Raw genomic sequence first — 17,006 nt, 5'->3', positions numbered from 1 at the left:
GAATTGAACGAAGAGCATCCACGCATGGCATGGATCTACCGTGTCGACCAAGGTCGACACCCACCCACAGCAGCGGGAATCTGTCGGAGGCGGGGCGGTGTCGGAGTGCGGGGTGTCAGCCGCATGGATGCGGCTGCCAAGCCTACAGGGACGTACTTGCGGCGTCCCCGCACTCCGACACCGCCCCGCCAAGCCAGGGAATCCAGCTTTTGCTCTGGCCGTTGACCTGGCCTCTGCGGGTGCAGGGCGCAGCCCTGCCGAAACCCACCCTCAGGAACTGCAGGACAGCATCGAGCAGCCGGCGCGATTGTCGGCCCACGCCGGGCGCTTGCCGGCGAAGTGCTCGAGCCCGGCGCGCTCGGTGTACGGGTCGCGCAGCACCTCCTGCAGCGCATGAACACCGCCGAGATCATCCTGCTCTGCGCGGTCGATCGCCTCCTGGGCCAGCCAGTTGCGCAGCACGTACAGCGGGTTGGCCGCTGTCATCTTCGCCAGGCGTTCGCTGGCCGACAGCGGATCGCTGCGCAGGCGCTCCGCATAGTCCTGCAGCCACTGCTGCAACGGCGCCTGCACCGCCTGCTTGCGCGCCTCGTCGTAGTACACCGCGTCCAGCAGCGCTGCATCCGGTGCCACCGGATCGAGCCGCATCAGTGCGCGCCAGGCCAGGGTCATGTCCATGGCACCCTCCTGCATCAGCTGCTGCCAGCGCTGGTAGAGCTGCAGGTCGTCATCGTCGGCAGCGGCCAGGCCCAGTTTGGCTGCGGCATCACGGCGCGTGCAGGCCACGAAGGTGGACTGGTAGGCCGACAGGCCCGCCTGCAGCGGCGCGACATCGGCGAACAGCGGCGACAACGCCTGGGCCAATCGGCTCAGGTTCCAGTACGCCACCTGCGGCTGGGTACCGAAGCGGTAGCGACGACCCTGTGCGTCAGTGGTGTTCGGCGTCCAGTCCGGATCGAAATCCTCGACCCAGCCATAGGGGCCGTAATCCAGCGTCAGGCCAAGCACGGACAGGTTGTCGGTGTTCATCACGCCGTGCACGAAGCCGACACGCATCCAGTGCGCGATCATCTCGGCGGTGCGCACCGCGATCTGCCCGAACCAGTCGCCATACAGTGCCTCGCCCTGCCCTTCCAGCGCTGGGAAATCACGGGCGATGCACGCCTCCACCAGCTGCTGCAGCAGGGCGGTTTCACCGCGCGAGGCCGGCAGTTCGAACGAACCGAAGCGCAGGAACGACGGCGAGACCCGGCACACGATGGCGCCAGGCTCGGCACGCGGGCGGCCGTCATAGAACATGTCGCGTACCACGTCCTCACCGGTGCCGATCAATGACAACGCGCGCGTGGTCGGCACGCCAAGGTGATGCATCGCCTCGCTACACAGGAATTCGCGGATCGATGAACGCAGCACTGCCCGCCCATCGGCACCGCGCGAGTACGGCGTCGGCCCGGCCCCCTTCAACTGCAGCTCCCAGTGCTGGCCATCCGGCGCAACCAGCTCACCCAGCGAAATCGCACGGCCGTCGCCGAGCTGGCCGGCCCAATGACCAAACTGATGGCCACCGTAGTTGGCTGCCCAGGGCTGCATGCCGGCGTACAGCGCATTGCCGCCGAACACCTGCGCGAAGCCTTCGCTCCCGACCTCGGCAGCATCGAAACCGAGCATCGTGGCAACCTCGGGCGACCAGGCCAGCAACGTGGGCGACACCACCGGTGTCGGCATCACCGGAGACCAGGCCGCGCCCAGCACTTCGCGGCGACGCGGGCCGGATTCGGGATCGCCGGGCAGGATGCCCAGCAGGCGGTTGTCGAAACGGGGGGTGTCGGTATCCATGGGGCTGAAGATGGGGGCGACGGCCGCCCTCCTCAATTGCCGCTGAGCGCCTGCAGGTGGCCGCCGTGGGCCTCGGCACGCTGATAGGCCGGGCGTTCACCGATACGCTTGAGGAAGCCCCGCAGCGCTGGCTTGTCGTCGAGGCCGCCACCACGGGCGGCAGCGGCCTGGATCGGGAAGCTCATCTGGATATCGGCCGCACTGAAGCGCTCGCCGGCAAACCACGGGCTTTCGGCCAGGCGGCGCTCCATCCAGTCCAGGTGCAGGCGCCGCTGCGGCCCAACGAAGCCCCGCTCGGCCTTGTCGGCAATGCTGCGCGCGATCGGGCGTGCGAAGAACGGCATCGGCGCATTGCGGATGCGGCCCATCACCAGGGTCAGCAACAGCGGTGGCATCGCCGAACCTTCGGCATAGTGCAGCCAGTAGCGGTAAGCGATGCGTTCGGCCCCGTCGGCCGGCATCGGTGACGGCGACAGCTGGCGCTGCGTGTCGTAACGGTCAGCGAGGTAGTCGAGGATCGCGCCGGACTCGGCCAGTACCAGCTCGCCATCCTGCAGTACCGGCGACTTGCCCAGCGGATGCACGTTGCGCAGTTCCGGCGGCGCCAGCAGCGTCTTCGGATCACGCGGATAGCGGCGCAGTTCGTAGTCCAGCCCCAGCTCCTCCAGCATCCACAGCACGCGCAGCGAACGGGAGTTTTCCAGATGGTGAACGATGCGCATGGGCGGGCTCCTTTAGGAAACGCGCATCCTACCGCGCCATTCCGCACAGGGGTGTCTGCTACGCTTCTTCCTCTCTACGAGGTCCTCCCGAGTGCCCGCGCCACTTGCACAATTGCCTCCATTGGAGTTCATGCTGCACTTCCTGGAACCTGCGGAGGACGGGCCCTGGAACGAGTACATCTGTGAGCTGATCGCAATGCGTGCGGTCAGCGCTTTCCGTCCGGCCGACTGGCTGCGGTTGCGGAAAATGACCCCGCAGATGCCTCTCTACTGGCAGCTGCGCTGCACCGAGGTGTTGAGCATGTGCGGACTCGCCGAGGCAGAACCGTTGCTGCTGGACCAGCTGGATTCACCGGACGATGAAACACGCATCCAGGCAGCGTGCGCGCTTCAGAACATGAGCGTGCGAGTGGGTTCACAGCACACCCAGACCCTGCGCGAGACATTGGCCCGTACGCCGAAATCGCGCCCCTGCGAGCGTGCCGACATCACCCTGCTGCTCGAGAACGCACGGGCGGCAGCCAACTGAAACCCCGATCAGATCGCCGCCGATCACCGTCGACAAGGCAACAAAAAACGCCGGAAGCTTTCGCTTCCGGCGTTCTGGCTACCAAACGGTAGCAGACGGATTAGACCGCCTGCACCTGGTCAGCCTGCATACCCTTCTGACCCTGGACGGCGATGAAGGTAACCTTCTGGCCTTCCTGCAGGGTCTTGAAGCCGGTGCCCTGGATCGCGCGGAAGTGCACGAACAGGTCCGGGCCGCTTTCCGGGGTGATGAAGCCGAAGCCCTTGGCGTCGTTGAACCACTTGACGGTGCCGGTCTGACGTTCAGACATTTTACTAACTCCTGAAACACATGTTGAAAAAAATCGCAGCCACCGGGTATCGGGGCCGAGACTGAGTTGCAGGCGTTGGTAAAGCGGATCGATGAGCGGATCGTGAGATCAACTGCACCAGGCCACGATTCACGGTGACCCTAGCAAACACAGTGGGTCGCACGATACGCGTGTTTTCTGCAAAAAGCGATAGTCCCGACGTTCATGGGAACAGGTCACCCGCTAGGCGTGACAAGGGTTGGCAGCCTTTCGCGGCTAACTCCGAGTCCCCATTCAGGTTTTTCCTACCCTACTCTGGGGAAATGACTGAAGCTGAAACCCCCGCTGAACACGCCTCTCCCCGCATCTGGGTGGACGCGGACGCCTGTCCAACCGTCATTCGCGACATCCTGTTCCGCGCGGCTGAACGGGTCGGGATCGAACTGACCCTGGTCGCCAACCAGTGGATCCGCACCCCGCCCTCGCGCTGGCTGCGCTCCATCCAGGTACCGCAGGGGCTGGACGTGGCCGACAGCGCCATCGTCGAGCGGGTCGCCGCAGGTGACCTGGTGGTCACCCAGGACATCCCGCTGGCTGCGCTGGTGCTGGAGAAGAAGGCCGTGGCGCTGAACCCGCGCGGCCAGTTGTACACGCCGAACAACATGGCCGAGCGGCTGTCGATGCGCAATTTCATGGAGGAACTCCGCGGCGCCGGAGTCCAGACCGGCGGACCGCCGCCCCTGGGACCCCGCGACCGGCAACTGTTCGCCGCCGAGCTGGACCGCTGGCTGGCGCGATGCCCGGCGCGCTGAACGCCTAGCCGCCCCCGGCTGGCAGGCTCAGGCCGCGGCCGCTGCTGAACACCCGCCGTTCACCGCTCAACGGGTCATCGAAAGCCAGGGCCCTCGCCAGCAGCTGCAGGGGCGCCTCGGCTGCGCTCGAAGGCCTTTGCCGAAGCTGCGGGTACAAGTCGTCACCCACGATCGGTGCCCCCAGCGTGGCCATGTGCACGCGCAGCTGATGCTTGCGGCCGGTTTCCGGCAGCAGCCGGTAGCGCCAGATCGACCCTTCGGCCTCGATCAGCTCGATGCGGCTGCGCGCATTGGGCTCACCGGGCACTTCGGCCATACGGAAGAACGGCTCGCCCGGCACCAAACGACTGTCCCGCTGCAACGGAAACTCCAGCCCGGGCAGCGCCGGTGCCAGGGCCTCATAGGTCTTCCCGATGCGCCGCTCACGGAACAGGCGCTGGTACGCGTCGCGTGATGCCCGCTGGGTCGAGAACAGCACCAGCCCGGCCGTCAGCCGATCCAGCCGATGCAGCGGCACCAGATCGGCATTGCCGGTGCGGGCGACCAGCCGCGCCAGCAGCGTCTCGCGCACATGCCCGCCCGCCGGAGTCACCGGCAGGAAATGTGGCTTGTCGGCCACCAGCAGGTGCGCATCCAGATGGACGATGGTCTCGGCAAAGGGAATCACCGGTTCGTCGGCCACCTCGCGGAAGTACTGGATCTCCCGCCCGACCTGCCAGGGCATGTCCGCGGTGAGCGCCCTGCCCTGCGCATCCAGCACACGGCCGCGCGCGAAGCGATCCTGCCATTGCGCACGCGCGATGCGCGGGAAACGTGCACACAGGCCATCCAGCAGGGTGGCCCAGGGGCCGGGCGGCAGCTGCAGCCGGCTGGGCAAGGTCATGGCGTCCACTCCGGCCACGGGAAAGAGCGCAAGAGTGCCACCGTTGACGGTATGCAGACAGCCCGGCCACGGACACCCCCGGAGCAAACCTCTATCATTGTCGTCTTTAGTCCACGGATCCCCCATGGCTCTTACCGCCACCATCCGCAAGGCCGAACTGCAGATCAGCGACATGGATCGCGGCTACTACGCGACCCACAACCTGACCCTGGCCCAGCATCCGTCCGAGACCGACGAGCGCCTGATGGTGCGCCTGCTCGCCTTCGCGCTTAACGCCGGCGACCGCCTGGAGTTCGGCCGCGGCCTGAGCACCGATGACGAGCCCGATCTGTGGGAACACGACTACACCGGCGACATCCTGCAGTGGATCGACCTGGGCCATCCGGACGAATCGCGCATCCGCAAAGCCTGCAACCGCAGCCGCCAGGTACAGGTGGTCAACTACGGTGGCAACGCCTCGGAGATCTGGTGGAGCAAGCAGGGCAAGGGCCTGGCGCGGTTCGACAACCTCTCGGTGGTCGACCTCGACGGTGCCTTCGTTGAACAGTGGGGCCAGCAGATCCAGCGTGCCATGCGCTGGAGCGTGCTGATCCAGGACGGCGAAGTGCAGCTGCTCAACGACCAGATCCAGCTCGACGTGATCCCGAACTGGCGCAAGCGCGCCAAGGCATGAGCACCATCCGTTGCGATGTGGTGGTCATCGGTGCCGGCGCAGCCGGGCTGATGGCCGCGATCACTGCCGGCCAGCGCGGCCGCCAGGTGCAGGTGATCGACCATGCCAACAAGGTCGGCAAGAAGATCCTGATGTCCGGCGGTGGCCGCTGCAACTTCACCAACACCGGCACCACGCCGGCCAATTTCCTGTCGGCCAATCCGCACTTCTGCAAGTCGGCGCTGGCCCGCTACACGCCCTGGCACTTCATCGAGCTGGTGCACAAGCACGGCATCGCCTATCACGAAAAGGAACTGGGACAGCTGTTCTGCGATGTCTCGTCCAAGCAGATCGTGAAAATGCTGGTGGACGAATGCCAGGCGGCGGGCGTGCAGGTCCGTACCGACTGCAGCGTGCAGCGCATCGAGCATGGCAGCGATGGCTTCCGCGTGCACACCACGCAGGGCCTGTTCCACTGCGCCTCGCTGGTGGTTGCCACCGGCGGCCTGTCGATTCCCAGCATGGGTGCTACCGGCTTTGGTTATGAAGTGGCCCGCCAGTTCGGCCATCAGGTATTGCCGACCCGCGCCGGCCTGGTGCCGCTGACCCTCAGCGGCAAGCACCAGGAGCGGCTGTCCGACCTCAGCGGCGTGGCGCTGCCGATCGAGGCACGCTGCAACGGCAAGAGCTTCCAGAACTTCATGCTGCTGACCCACCGTGGCGTAAGCGGCCCGGCCATCCTGCAGATTTCTTCGTTCTGGCAGCCCGGCGATGCGCTGGAGCTGGACCTGCTGCCCGGCCAGGATGCCGGCGAGTGGCTGCGCCAGATGAAGCGCGACCGCCCCGCCGCCGAGCTGCGCACCGTGTTGGGCGAGGTACTGCCGAAGCGGCTGGCGCAGCGCCTGTGCGAGCACTGGCTGCCCGACCGCCCCGTGCGCCAGCTGGACGAGCCGGTGCTGCGCCAGGCTGCGCAGCTGCTGGGCGCCTTCCCGCTGGTGGCCAGCGGCACTGAAGGCTACCGCACCGCCGAGGTCACCCTGGGTGGCGTGGATACCGCCGAGGTCTCGTCTTCGACGATGGAATCCAAGCGCGTACCGGGCCTGCACTTCGTCGGCGAAGTGCTGGATGTGACCGGCTGGCTGGGCGGCTACAACTTCCAATGGGCCTGGGCCAGCGGCCACGCAGCGGGCGGCGTGGTGTGAACCACTTCGCCGTTCGATGCGCGCAAGGGGTGCGCGCATGGACGGTTCGCCGCGCATCGTGTATCTAGATTCGCAGATTGGGGAGCAGTGCATGCAGAACGCGAACGACATCACCATCCGCCTGTTGATCGTCGATGACAGCGGCGAGAATGCCGAAGCCATCGTCAGCACCCTGCGCAACAGCGGCATCGCGGTACGCCCGTGGCGCCCGCAGGACGCGGCCGAGCTGGCCCAGGTGCTGACCAGCCAGGCCATCGACCTGGTGCTGGCCTCGCCTTCACAGGGCATTCCGCTGCAGCTGGCAGCCCAGCACATTGCCGCCAGTGGCAAGGACATCCCGCTGGTACTGCTGGCCGAGCGCATCGACGAGGACGAACTGGTGCAGGCCAGCAGCCATGGCATCCGCGCCCTCGCCCTGCGCCAGCGCCCCGAGCACCTGCTCGCCGTGGTCCGCGACCAGTGGGTGGACCTGCAGGCACGCCGCGGCCTGCGCCGCATCGAGGCGCAGATGCGCGAGACCGAGCGGCGCTGCGATGCGCTGATCGCCTCCTCGCGCGACCCCATCGCCTACGTGCATGAAGGCATGCACATCCGCGCCAACGACGCCTACCTGGAGATGTTCGGCTACGAGCATTTCGACGACATCGAAGGCATTTCGCTGCTGGACATGGTCGCCGCCCAGCACGTGGAGGGCTTCAAGCAGCTGCTGAAGGGCCTCAGCCGTGGCGAGGCGCCGCCGCCGCAGTACCAGCTCGATGCGCGCCACGAGGACGGCAGTGCGTTCCCGGCGACGATGGAATTCGCTGCGGCCACCTACGAGGGCGAGTCCTGCCTGCAGGTGGTGCTCCGCCGCCGCATGGAGTTCGACCCCGAGCTGGCGCGCGAGGTCGAGGACCTGCGCCAGCGCGACCAGGTCACCGGCCTGCTCAATCGCCCGACCTTCATGCTGCAGTTGGAGAGCGCGGTGGCCCAGGCCGGGCGCAGCGAGGGCCAGTTCGGCCTGCTGCTGATCGAGCCGGACCATTACGCACGCCTGCTGCCGGATATCGGCCTGGCATCGGCCGACATCCTGATCGGCGCCCTCGCCGCCCTGCTGGCCGAGGTGGTCGGCGAGGACGCGCAACTGGCCCGCTTCGGCGAACACAATTTCGCCGTGCTGCAGGCCGGGCCCTACGCGCAGACCGTGGCGCTGGCCGAGCGCATCCGCGAAGCCTACGCCGCACATGTCTTCAGCATCGGTGCACGCTCGGCCACGGTAACGGTCAGCATCGGTGGCGTGCAGGTGGGCGAGAAGATCGCCAGCATCGGCCAGGTGCTGGCGCGCGCCAGCGAATGCACCCAGGCTGCAGCCGAGCTGGGCAACACCTGCCGCATCTTCGACCCGGCCGCCGCTGACCGTGTCGAGGAAGAACGTGTGCAGCGCTGGGTTGCGCGCATCCGCGAGGCGTTGGCCGGCGACGGCTTCCAGTTGCACTACCAGCCGGTACTGAACCTGCAGGGCGAGCCGCTGGAGCTGTACGAGGCCTACCTGCGCCTGGAGAACAATGGCGAGCTGCTGAGCCCGACCGCTTTCCTGGGCATCGCCGAGGAACACGGCCTGCTGGCCGATATCAACCGCTGGGTGGTCTCGCAGGCCATCGCGGTGCTTGGCCAACGCGCACGCGAAGGCAACGCCACCCAGGTGCTGGTGAAGGTGACGCCGGAATCGTTCGACGACCCGCAGATGATCGCCACCCTGCGCCGCGAGCTGCAGGCCCAGGGCGTGCCCGGCGAACGGCTGTGGCTGCATGCGCCGGAAGCGAAGGTATTCACCCACCTGCGCAGCGCGCAGCAGTTCCTTGCCGAAGTGGCGCCACTGGGCTGCCGCATCGGCCTGGAGCAGTTCGGCTCGGGACTGGATTCGTTCCAGCTGCTGGCCCACTTCCAGCCGCAGTTCCTCAAGCTGGACCGGGGCTTCACCAGCGATCTGGCTGCCACCCGCGAGAACATCGACCGCATCAGCCAGATCACCGCGCGTGCACAGGAAGCGGGAATCCGCACCATCGCCGAGTTCGTCAGCGATGCCAATTCGATGACCCTGCTGTTCAGTGCCGGCGTGGATTACGTACAGGGCGACTTCGTCGGCCCGGCGCTGCCGGAGATGGGGTTCGAGTTCGGGTGACCGAGGGTAGTGCCGGCCGCTGGCCGGCAGCCTCTGGCACCCGGGGTTGCCGGCCAGCGGCCGGCACTACCAAACGAAAAGGCCGGCGTTCGCCGGCCTTTTCGTTGATCAGGTCATGTCGACCAGATTTTCGATCTTCACGTCCGGATTGACGTCGGCCTCGTAGTCGACGCCTTCCACGCCGAAGCCGAACAGGCGCAGGAAGTCGGCCTTGTAGCCGGCCAGGTCGCTGATCTCGTACAGGTTCTCATTGGTGACCTGCGGCCACAGCGCAACCACCTTGCCCTGCACGTCCGCGGCCATTTCCTTGTAGTCGGCACGCAGGCGGCCTTCCTCGTCGACCAGCGCGACGGTGTGGCCATCGCCATCGACCAGATCGTGGCGCAGGCGATCGACCGCCACGCCGTCGGCCTTGCCGCCGTAGAGGATGTCGTACAGCACGTCGAGCTGTTCGATGCAGCCTTCGTGGGTGCCCTTTTCCTTCATCACCTTGAACAGCAGCGACAGGTACAGCGGCATGGTCGGAATGGCCGAGCTGGCCTGGGTCACCACCGCCTTCAGCACCGATACGCGTGCATCACCACCGATCTTGACCAGCTTCTCGCGCAGGCCCAGCACCTTGGTGTCCAGGTCCTTCTTGGCCGCACCGATCGAGCCATTCCAGTAGATCGCCTGGGTGATCTCTTCGCCCACGTAGGTGAAGGCAGTGGTGGTGCAGCCGTTGGCCAGCACGCCGGCATCGGCCAGCGCATCGATCCACATCTGCCAGTCCTCGCCACCCATCACCGCGACGGTGCCAGCGATTTCTTCCGGGGTAGCCGGCTGCAGATGGGTCTCGGTCAGCACTTCCTTGTCGGTATCCAGGCCACGCAGCGTGATCGGCTCGCCAATCGGCTTCAGCGTGGAGCTGATGATCTCGCCGGTCTTCGGGTGCTTCCGGCGCGGCGCCGCCAAGCTGTAGACGACCTGGTCGACCTGGCCGAGATCGGCCTTGATCATCTCGATGGTCTTTGCCTTCACTTCATCGGAGAAGGCATCGCCGTTGATGCTCTTTGCGTACAGGCCGGCTTCGTCGGCGTACTTGTGGAACGCGGCCGAGTTGTACCAGCCCGCGGTACCCGGCTTGGTCTCGCTGCCCGGGCGTTCGAAGAAGATGCCGAGGGTGGCGGCGCCACTGCCAAAGGCAGCGGTGATGCGTGCGGCCAGGCCGTAGCCGGTGGAGGCACCGATCACCAGCACGCGCTTGGGACCGTTCTGGATCGGCGGGCGCGCGCGGATGTAGTCGATCTGCTGCTTAACCGCGGCCTCGCAGCCGGTCGGGTGGGTGGTGACGCAGATGAAGCCGCGGACGCGCGGTTTGATGACCATGGATACCTCGGGTTGGCAGATGCGGCGCACGGGGCGCTCAGCAGGAATACGGGCGCGCGCCTGCGCGCGCGAACCGCAGGATCGTAGTGCGCGGGGGAAGATTGCACAACCGACGCTGGCGTAGGGTGGGGTTTCTCTTTGCAGGGCTGCGCCCTGCACCTGCTACAAGCCAGTGCCGAAGCAACAGCAGAAGCTGGGTTCCTGAGGATTGGCGGGGTGGGTCCGGTTGCGGGGGACGCCGTGAACCCATCCCTGGGGGCTTTGCCGCGGCATCCATGCCGCGGACACCCCCGCAACCGGACCCACCCCGCCTTCGACAGTTTTCGGCGATCTGTCAGGACAACAACTTGGGGTCAGATCCGTTTTTCTGCGAAAAACGGATCTGACCCCGGATTCATTTCGATATCTGACAGATGTGTCGACCAAGGTCGACACCTACCAACTGCCGCAGGAATCTGTCAGAGGTGGGGCGGTGTCGGAGTGCGGGGTGTCAGCCGCATGGATGCGGCTGCCAAGCCCCCATGGACGGGTTTACGGCGTCCCCGCACTCCGGCACCGCCCCGCCATCCCACGGAATGCACGCTGTTGCTGTTGCTGTTGCTGTTGCTGCTGCCGGCCAGCGGCCGGCACTACCGCAGGTGCAGGGCTGCAAGCCCTGCCAACAAAAAACCCCGCTTTCGCGGGGTTCTCTGTGTGTTGCGTGCAGCGCGAACGCTTACGGGCGACGGGCCAGGGCCTCGACGTCCTTCGCCTTCGGCAGCAGGTCCTGCTTGCTGACGCGCAGGAAGCCGATCGTCAGCATCGGCACCGCCACCAGGATCGAGGACAGCACCACGATCACCGCACCGATCATGTGCGTCTCGGCCAGGCCTTCCATCGAGCTGCCACCGTACATGTACAGGGCAAGGGCCGACAGGAAGAACATCACCGCGGTAATCACCGTACGCGACAGCGTCTGGTTGATCGAACGGTTCAGCACTTCCATCGAGTCCACGCGCAGGCTGCGGAAGTTCTCGCGGACGCGATCGAAGACCACGATCAGATCGTTGATCGCAAAGCCCATCACCGACAGCAGGCCGGCCAGCACGGTCAGGTCGAACTCACGGCCCAGCAGGGACACGTAAGCCACCGTCACGATCAGGTCGAACATCGCCACGATGCTGGCGGTGACCGCGAACTTCCATTCGAAGCGGACCGCGATGTAGATCAGGAAGCCGGCCAGCATGAAGATGGTGGCGTACAGGCCATTCATCGCCAGGTCCTTGCCGATCTGCGGGCCCACGAACTCGTTGCGGAGCACGGTGGCCTGGTTGTCGGCGGTGGACAGTGCCTTCACCACGGCGGCAGCGGTGGCCTTGTCCTCGTGCGCGGCGTCGCCGGTACCGGCAGCGTGCTCACCATGCGGGGCCAGGCGGATCAGCAGGTCGGTGTTGCCACCGACGCTCTGCACCTGCGCGCCCTCAAAGCCGTTCTGCTCGAGCCTGGTGCGGACCTGCTCGACGTCCACGGCCTTGTCGAAGCGGGCTTCGATCAGGGTGCCGCCGGTGAAGTCCAGGGCGTAGTTGAAGCCCTTGACGCCGATGATGGCGACCGAGGCCAGGAACACGATGACCGTGACGACCATCGCGACATGGCGCCAGCGCATGAAGTCGATCTTGGTGTCGTTCGGGAGGATGTGCAGCGGAAACAGTTTCATGTGCGTGTCGTCCCGTCAGATGGCCACGTTCTGGAGCTTCTTGCGGCGGCCGTAGATCAGCGTCGCCAGCGCACGCGACACGGTGATCGCGGTGAACATGGAGGCGAAAATACCGATGATCATGGTCAGCGCGAAGCCCTTCAGCGGACCGGTACCGAATGCGAACAGCGCCACACCGACGATCAGGCCGGTCAGGTTGGCGTCGAGGATGGTGCCCGAGGCACGCTCGTAACCGGTCACGATCGCGGTCTTGCCCGGCACGCCGGCACGCAGCTCTTCACGGATACGCTCGTTGATCAGCACGTTGGCGTCCACCGACAGGCCGACCGACAACGCCAGGCCGGCGAAGCCCGGCAGGGTCATGGTCGCGCCGAACAGCGACATCACCGCCACCACGATCAGCAGGTTGAACAGCATCGCGATCGAGGTGATCACACCGAACATGCGGTAGTAGACGCTGAAGAACACCAGGGTGAACAGGAACGCGAACACCACGGCGCGCATACCGTTCTTGACGTTCTCGGCGCCCAGGCTCGGGCCGACCACGCGCTCTTCAACGAAGTCCATCGGCGCGGCCAGCGAGCCCGACTTCAGCAGCTTGGCCAGGTCTTCGGCTTCCTTCTTCTGCAGACCGGTGGTCTGGAAGTTCTTGCCGAACACGCCGTTGATGTTGGCCACCGAGATCACTTCCTCGTTGACCTTGAAGCCACGCACTTCCTGGCCGTCGACGACGGTCACGGTCGGCACGCGCTCGGTGTAGACCACCGCCATCGGCTTGTTCACGTTGGCGCTGGTGAAGTCGAACATGCGCTGGCCACCGACGTTGTTCAGCGTCACACTGACGGCCGGGGAACCACTGTTCGAATCAGTCACCGCCTGCGCACCGACCATCTGGTCACCGGTGACGATCACGCGCTTGTTCAGCAGGATCGGACCACCGCCGTCGCGACGCTGGTAGACCTTCGCTTCCGGCGGGATGCGGCCGGCAGTGATGGCGTCCTGCGCGTTGCCTTCAACCACCGCACGGTATTCCAGGGTGGCAGTGGCGCCGATCATGCGCTTGGCTTCGGCAGTGTCCTGCACGCCCGGCAGCTGCACGACCACGCGGTCGGCACCCTGGCGCTGGATGATCGGCTCGGCCACGCCGAGCTGGTTCACGCGGTTGCGCAGGGTGTTGATGTTCTGCTCGATGGCGCCATTGGAGATCTGCGCGATCTCGGTATCGGGCACGGTCACCGTGATGCGGTTGCCGCTGACGTCGTAGCCGAGGGTCGGCTGCGCCTTGACCAGGGCGGTACGGGCACGCTGCGCGGCGTCATCGCCGGCGGACGGGCTCAGGTTGGCCACGATGCTGTTGTCAGCGCGGCGTTCCACCGACTGGTAGGCGATGCGCGCGTCACGCAGGGTGCTGCGCACGTCTTCGGTGTAGGCATCCAGGCGCTTGTCGAGGGCGGCCTTCTGGTCGACCTGCAGCACGAAGTGCACGCCGCCCTGCAGGTCCAGGCCCAGCACCATCGGGCGACCGCCCAGCTTGGCCAGCCAGTCCGGTACGGTCGAGGCCAGGTTCAGGGCCACGGTGTACTTCTCGCCGACGGTGTCACGCAGGGCGTCGCTGGCAGCGGACTGCGCCTTCAGGTCCGGCAGGCGGACGATCAGGCTCTCCCCTTCCTTCTCGACACCGATGGTGGTGACACCGGCCGTCTTCAGGTCGGCCAGCACACGGTCGCGCAGCGCATCGTCGATCTGGCCGCCACGGTTGGCGGTGATCTGGAGGGCCGGGTCCTTCTGGTAGATGTTGGGCAGCGCGTACAGCGCACTGAGCGCCAGTACGATCAGGATGACGACGTACTTCCAGCGTGGAAATTCGAGCATTGCTTGGGTCCCGCGCGGCGCCATCCCCGGCGCCGCGGTTGTGCTTCGGAAAGGGAGTGGCTTACTTGGCCGAATCCAGGGTGCCGGTCGGCAGCACGCTGCCAACAGCGCCCTTCTGCACGCGGATGCGCACGTTCTCGGCCACTTCGATGGTGATGAAGTTGTCGCCGATGTCGGTGACCTTGCCGGCGATGCCACCGTTGGTCAGCACTTCGTCGCCACGCTTGATCTTCTCCAGCATGGACTTGTGCTCCTTCTGCCGCTTCATCTGCGGGCGGATCATCAGGAAGTACATGATGGCGATCAGGATGACCGGGAACAGCAGCGTGGTCAGGCCCATGCCCTGCGGTTGGCCGCCGGCGGCCTGGGCGTGGGCGGCGGGAATCAGGAAGGCAAGCAGGTTCATCGTTGGTCCTTTGGTTGGGCGGCGCTCCGGCCCTTTCACGGGCACGGGGTGTCGACCGCGGATCTGGGTCAGCCTTGAAGTATGCCACGGCCCCGGGCGTTCGTCCTTGGGCCGTTTGGCAGGGGGCGTTCGGGTTACAGCGGCGGGGGTACCGCCCCGCGTGCCGCGTAGAAGGACTCACGGAAGGCCAGGAAGGTTCCCGCCTCGATCGCCGCACGGATGTCGGCCATGAGCTTCTCGTAGTAGAACAGGTTGTGCAGGGTGCCCAGCATCGGCGCCAGCATCTCGTTGCAGCGGTCCAGGTGGCGCAGGTAGGAACGGGTGTAGCCGCCGGTGCAGGCCACGCAGCCGCAGCCCGGCTCGATCGGGTCCATGTCGCGCGCGTACTGCGAGTTGCGGATGCGGACGGTGCCGAACGAGGTGAAATAGTGGCCGTTGCGGGCGTTGCGGGTCGGCATCACGCAATCGAACATGTCCACGCCACGTGCGACACCCTCGACCAGGTCCTCCGGCCGGCCCACGCCCATCAGGTAGCGCGGGCGGTCGCCCGGCAGCTCCGGGTCCAGGTGGTCGAGCATGGCGTTGCGCTCGTGCTCCGGCTCGCCCACGGCCAGGCCGCCGATGGCGTAGCCGTCGAAGCCGATCGCCTGCAGGGCATCGGCCGAGCGGCTGCGCAGGTCGGTATGCACGCCGCCCTGGACGATGCCGAACAGGGCCGCGTCGTTGCCCAGCTCGTCATGCGCGTTGCGGCTGCGCTGGGCCCAGCGCAGGCTCAGCTCCATCGAACGGCGGGCAACGTCCTCGGTGGCCGGGTACGGGGTGCACTCGTCGAAGATCATCACGATGTCCGAATCGAGCACCTTCTGGATCTTCATGCTCTCCTCGGGACCGAGGAAAACGCGCGCGCCGTCGGTCGGCGAGACGAAGGTCACGCCCTGCTCGGTGATCTTGCGGCGGTGGGCAAGCGAGAACACCTGGAAGCCGCCGGAGTCGGTCAGGATCGGGCCATCCCAACGGCAGAAGCCGTGCAGGCCGCCGTGGTCGGCGATGATGTCCAGGCCCGGGCGCAGGTACAGGTGGAAGGTGTTGCCGAGGATGATCTCGGCGCCCAGCGCACGCACCTGGTCCGGCAGGATGCCCTTGACCGAGCCATAGGTCCCGACCGGCATGAAGGCCGGTGTTTCCACCGTGCCACGCGGGAAGGTCAGGCGGCCACGGCGGGCACGGCCGTCGCGGGTCTGGAGCTGGAACTGCAGTCGGGACATGGAGCGGTCATTCAGGCAAATAGTCGCCTATTGTCTCCCAAGAAGGCGTGCGCACCAAGGTGCGCACCCACAGGGGCCCCTGCGCTCCCGGGGCGCCCTACCCGGCCTGCGGGAACAGCAGCATCGCGTCGCCGTAGCTGAAGAAGCGGTAGCGCTGCTCGATCGCATGCTGGTAGGCCTCGAACACGCGCTCCTTGCCGGCAAACGCGGAGATCATCATCAGCAGCGTGCTTTCCGGCAGGTGGAAGTTGGTCACCATCGCGTCGACGCTGCGGATGCGGTAACCGGGGGTGATGAAGATCTGGGTCTCACCGGCGAACGGCAGCAGCTCACCATCGCGCATCGCGCTTTCCAGCGCGCGCACCACGGTGGTGCCGACGCCGATCACCCGGCCGCCGGCGGCACGCGTGCGCCGTACCTGCTGCACCAGTTCCGCGCCGACGTTCAGCCACTCGCGGTGCATCACGTGGTCCTTCAGGTCGTCCGCGCGCACCGGCTGGAAGGTGCCCGCACCCACGTGCAGGGTGACGTGGCCGAAGTCCACGCCCTTGTCCTTCAGCGCGGCCAGCAGCGGTTCGTCGAAATGCAGGCCGGCGGTTGGCGCCGCCACCGCGCCCACTTCACGCGCGAACACGGTCTGGTAGCGCTCGCGATCGTCCACACCTGGCTCGCGCTGGATGTAGGGCGGCAGCGGCAGGCGGCCGGCGTGCAGCAGCCACTGCTCCAGCGATTCGGGCACATGGAACTGCAGCACATAGAACTCGCCGTCGCGGCCCAGCACCTCGGCTTCGCCACCGGCATCCAGGGCGATGCGGCTGCCGGCCTTGGGCGACTTGCTGGCGCCCACCTGGGCACGTGCCTGCTGGCCGCCGAGCAGGCGCTCGATCAGGATCTCGACGCGGCCGCCACTGGCCTTCTGGCCGAACAGACGCGCCGGGATCACCCGGGTGTCGTTGAACACCAGCAGGTCGCCCGGCTGCAGCAGCGACGGCAGGTCACGCACCTGCAGGTCGGTGAACGCGGCGGGGGCTTGCGGCACCAGCATCAGGCGGCTGGCGGAACGTTCAGCCAGGGGCGCCTGCGCGATCAATTCAGCCGGCAGGTCGTAATGGAAATCGGACTTCTTCAAGGCAGTGGGCGGCAACAGGTCGACAATGGCGCGCATTGTACGTCCAGCGTCTGCGAGCCGGCGCGCTTCGCGGCGAACGTCGCGCAAAATGCTGCTATGCAGCAGGTTTCTGCGGGGTTATCGCGCAAAAAAACAAGTGCTAGCATCGAGTCGGAAGTCCGCTGCACGAGCCTGCCCCAAGCGC

15 protein-coding genes are annotated in these 17,006 nt (G+C 66.4%); 5 read left to right on the top strand and 10 right to left on the bottom strand.

Annotation, left to right across the window (positions count from 1 at the left end):
• Positions 1-270 precede the first annotated feature (270 nt).
• Both EGM71_RS08490 and EGM71_RS08485 read right to left on the bottom strand, forming a co-directional pair.
• Complete coding sequence (locus tag EGM71_RS08490; protein WP_188489134.1) at positions 271-1,836, bottom strand: protein adenylyltransferase SelO; 1,566 nt, start codon at positions 1,834-1,836, stop codon at positions 271-273.
• Between the two features lie 32 nt (positions 1,837-1,868).
• Positions 1,869-2,558, bottom strand: coding sequence for a glutathione S-transferase family protein (locus tag EGM71_RS08485; protein WP_188489132.1), 690 nt, complete (start codon positions 2,556-2,558; stop codon positions 1,869-1,871).
• Positions 2,559-2,688: 130 nt separating this feature from the next.
• Here EGM71_RS08485 and EGM71_RS08480 point away from each other — a divergent pair, with 130 nt between their 5' ends.
• Complete coding sequence (locus EGM71_RS08480; protein ID WP_188489131.1) at positions 2,689-3,087, top strand: armadillo/beta-catenin-like repeat-containing protein; 399 nt, start codon at positions 2,689-2,691, stop codon at positions 3,085-3,087.
• A 100-nt stretch (positions 3,088-3,187) separates the two neighbouring features.
• Here EGM71_RS08480 and EGM71_RS08475 read toward each other — a convergent pair whose 3' ends face one another.
• Positions 3,188-3,397 carry a cold-shock protein gene (locus EGM71_RS08475; protein ID WP_005416210.1) on the bottom strand — a complete coding sequence of 70 codons (210 nt, stop codon included), beginning with the start codon at positions 3,395-3,397 and terminating at the stop codon, positions 3,188-3,190.
• A gap of 302 nt (positions 3,398-3,699) precedes the next feature.
• Here EGM71_RS08475 and EGM71_RS08470 point away from each other — a divergent pair, with 302 nt between their 5' ends.
• Complete coding sequence (locus EGM71_RS08470) at positions 3,700-4,188, top strand: YaiI/YqxD family protein (RefSeq protein WP_135967747.1); 489 nt, start codon at positions 3,700-3,702, stop codon at positions 4,186-4,188.
• 4 nt (positions 4,189-4,192) lie between these two features.
• Here EGM71_RS08470 and EGM71_RS08465 read toward each other — a convergent pair whose 3' ends face one another.
• Entirely contained in the window at positions 4,193-5,071 is an 879-nt protein-coding gene (locus EGM71_RS08465; protein WP_188489129.1) for a pseudouridine synthase, read from the bottom strand.
• Between the two features lie 124 nt (positions 5,072-5,195).
• On the opposite strand from EGM71_RS08465, the gene EGM71_RS08460 reads away from it, so the two are divergent.
• The 3 genes from EGM71_RS08460 to EGM71_RS08450 all read left to right on the top strand — a co-directional run bounded on the left by EGM71_RS08460 (position 5,196) and on the right by EGM71_RS08450 (position 9,086).
• Complete coding sequence (locus EGM71_RS08460) at positions 5,196-5,744, top strand: YaeQ family protein (protein ID WP_188489126.1); 549 nt, start codon at positions 5,196-5,198, stop codon at positions 5,742-5,744.
• Entirely contained in the window at positions 5,741-6,925 is a 1,185-nt protein-coding gene (locus EGM71_RS08455) for an NAD(P)/FAD-dependent oxidoreductase (protein ID WP_188489125.1), read from the top strand. Before EGM71_RS08460 ends, EGM71_RS08455 begins: the two co-directional genes overlap by 4 nt.
• A gap of 91 nt (positions 6,926-7,016) precedes the next feature.
• Entirely contained in the window at positions 7,017-9,086 is a 2,070-nt protein-coding gene (locus EGM71_RS08450) for an EAL domain-containing response regulator (RefSeq protein ID WP_188489123.1), read from the top strand.
• Positions 9,087-9,194: 108 nt separating this feature from the next.
• Here EGM71_RS08450 and fabV read toward each other — a convergent pair whose 3' ends face one another.
• From fabV to queA, 6 genes are all read right to left on the bottom strand, one after another.
• Positions 9,195-10,454, bottom strand: coding sequence for an enoyl-ACP reductase FabV (fabV, locus tag EGM71_RS08445; RefSeq protein WP_188489121.1), 1,260 nt, complete (start codon positions 10,452-10,454; stop codon positions 9,195-9,197).
• Positions 10,455-11,169: 715 nt separating this feature from the next.
• On the bottom strand, positions 11,170-12,150 hold the full coding sequence (gene secF, locus EGM71_RS08440) for a protein translocase subunit SecF (protein ID WP_188489119.1): 981 nt from the start codon (positions 12,148-12,150) through the stop codon (positions 11,170-11,172).
• Between the two features lie 15 nt (positions 12,151-12,165).
• Complete coding sequence (secD, locus tag EGM71_RS08435) at positions 12,166-14,022, bottom strand: protein translocase subunit SecD (RefSeq protein WP_188489117.1); 1,857 nt, start codon at positions 14,020-14,022, stop codon at positions 12,166-12,168.
• 61 nt (positions 14,023-14,083) lie between these two features.
• The gene (gene yajC, locus EGM71_RS08430; RefSeq protein WP_046430173.1) at positions 14,084-14,428 is read right to left on the bottom strand and encodes a preprotein translocase subunit YajC; all 345 of its coding nucleotides are present in this window, start codon (positions 14,426-14,428) and stop codon (positions 14,084-14,086) included.
• 134 nt (positions 14,429-14,562) lie between these two features.
• Entirely contained in the window at positions 14,563-15,693 is a 1,131-nt protein-coding gene (gene tgt, locus EGM71_RS08425; protein ID WP_188489115.1) for a tRNA guanosine(34) transglycosylase Tgt, read from the bottom strand.
• 97 nt (positions 15,694-15,790) lie between these two features.
• Positions 15,791-16,858, bottom strand: coding sequence for a tRNA preQ1(34) S-adenosylmethionine ribosyltransferase-isomerase QueA (queA, locus tag EGM71_RS08420; RefSeq protein WP_188489113.1), 1,068 nt, complete (start codon positions 16,856-16,858; stop codon positions 15,791-15,793).
• Between the last annotated feature and the right edge of the window lie 148 nt (positions 16,859-17,006).

It is taken from the genome of Stenotrophomonas maltophilia (assembly GCF_006970445.1).
In the GTDB taxonomy this organism is placed as follows: domain Bacteria; phylum Pseudomonadota; class Gammaproteobacteria; order Xanthomonadales; family Xanthomonadaceae; genus Stenotrophomonas; species Stenotrophomonas maltophilia_AU.
Note: the sequence above shows the minus strand (reverse complement) of the source record. Positions and strands in the feature narration are given on the sequence as shown.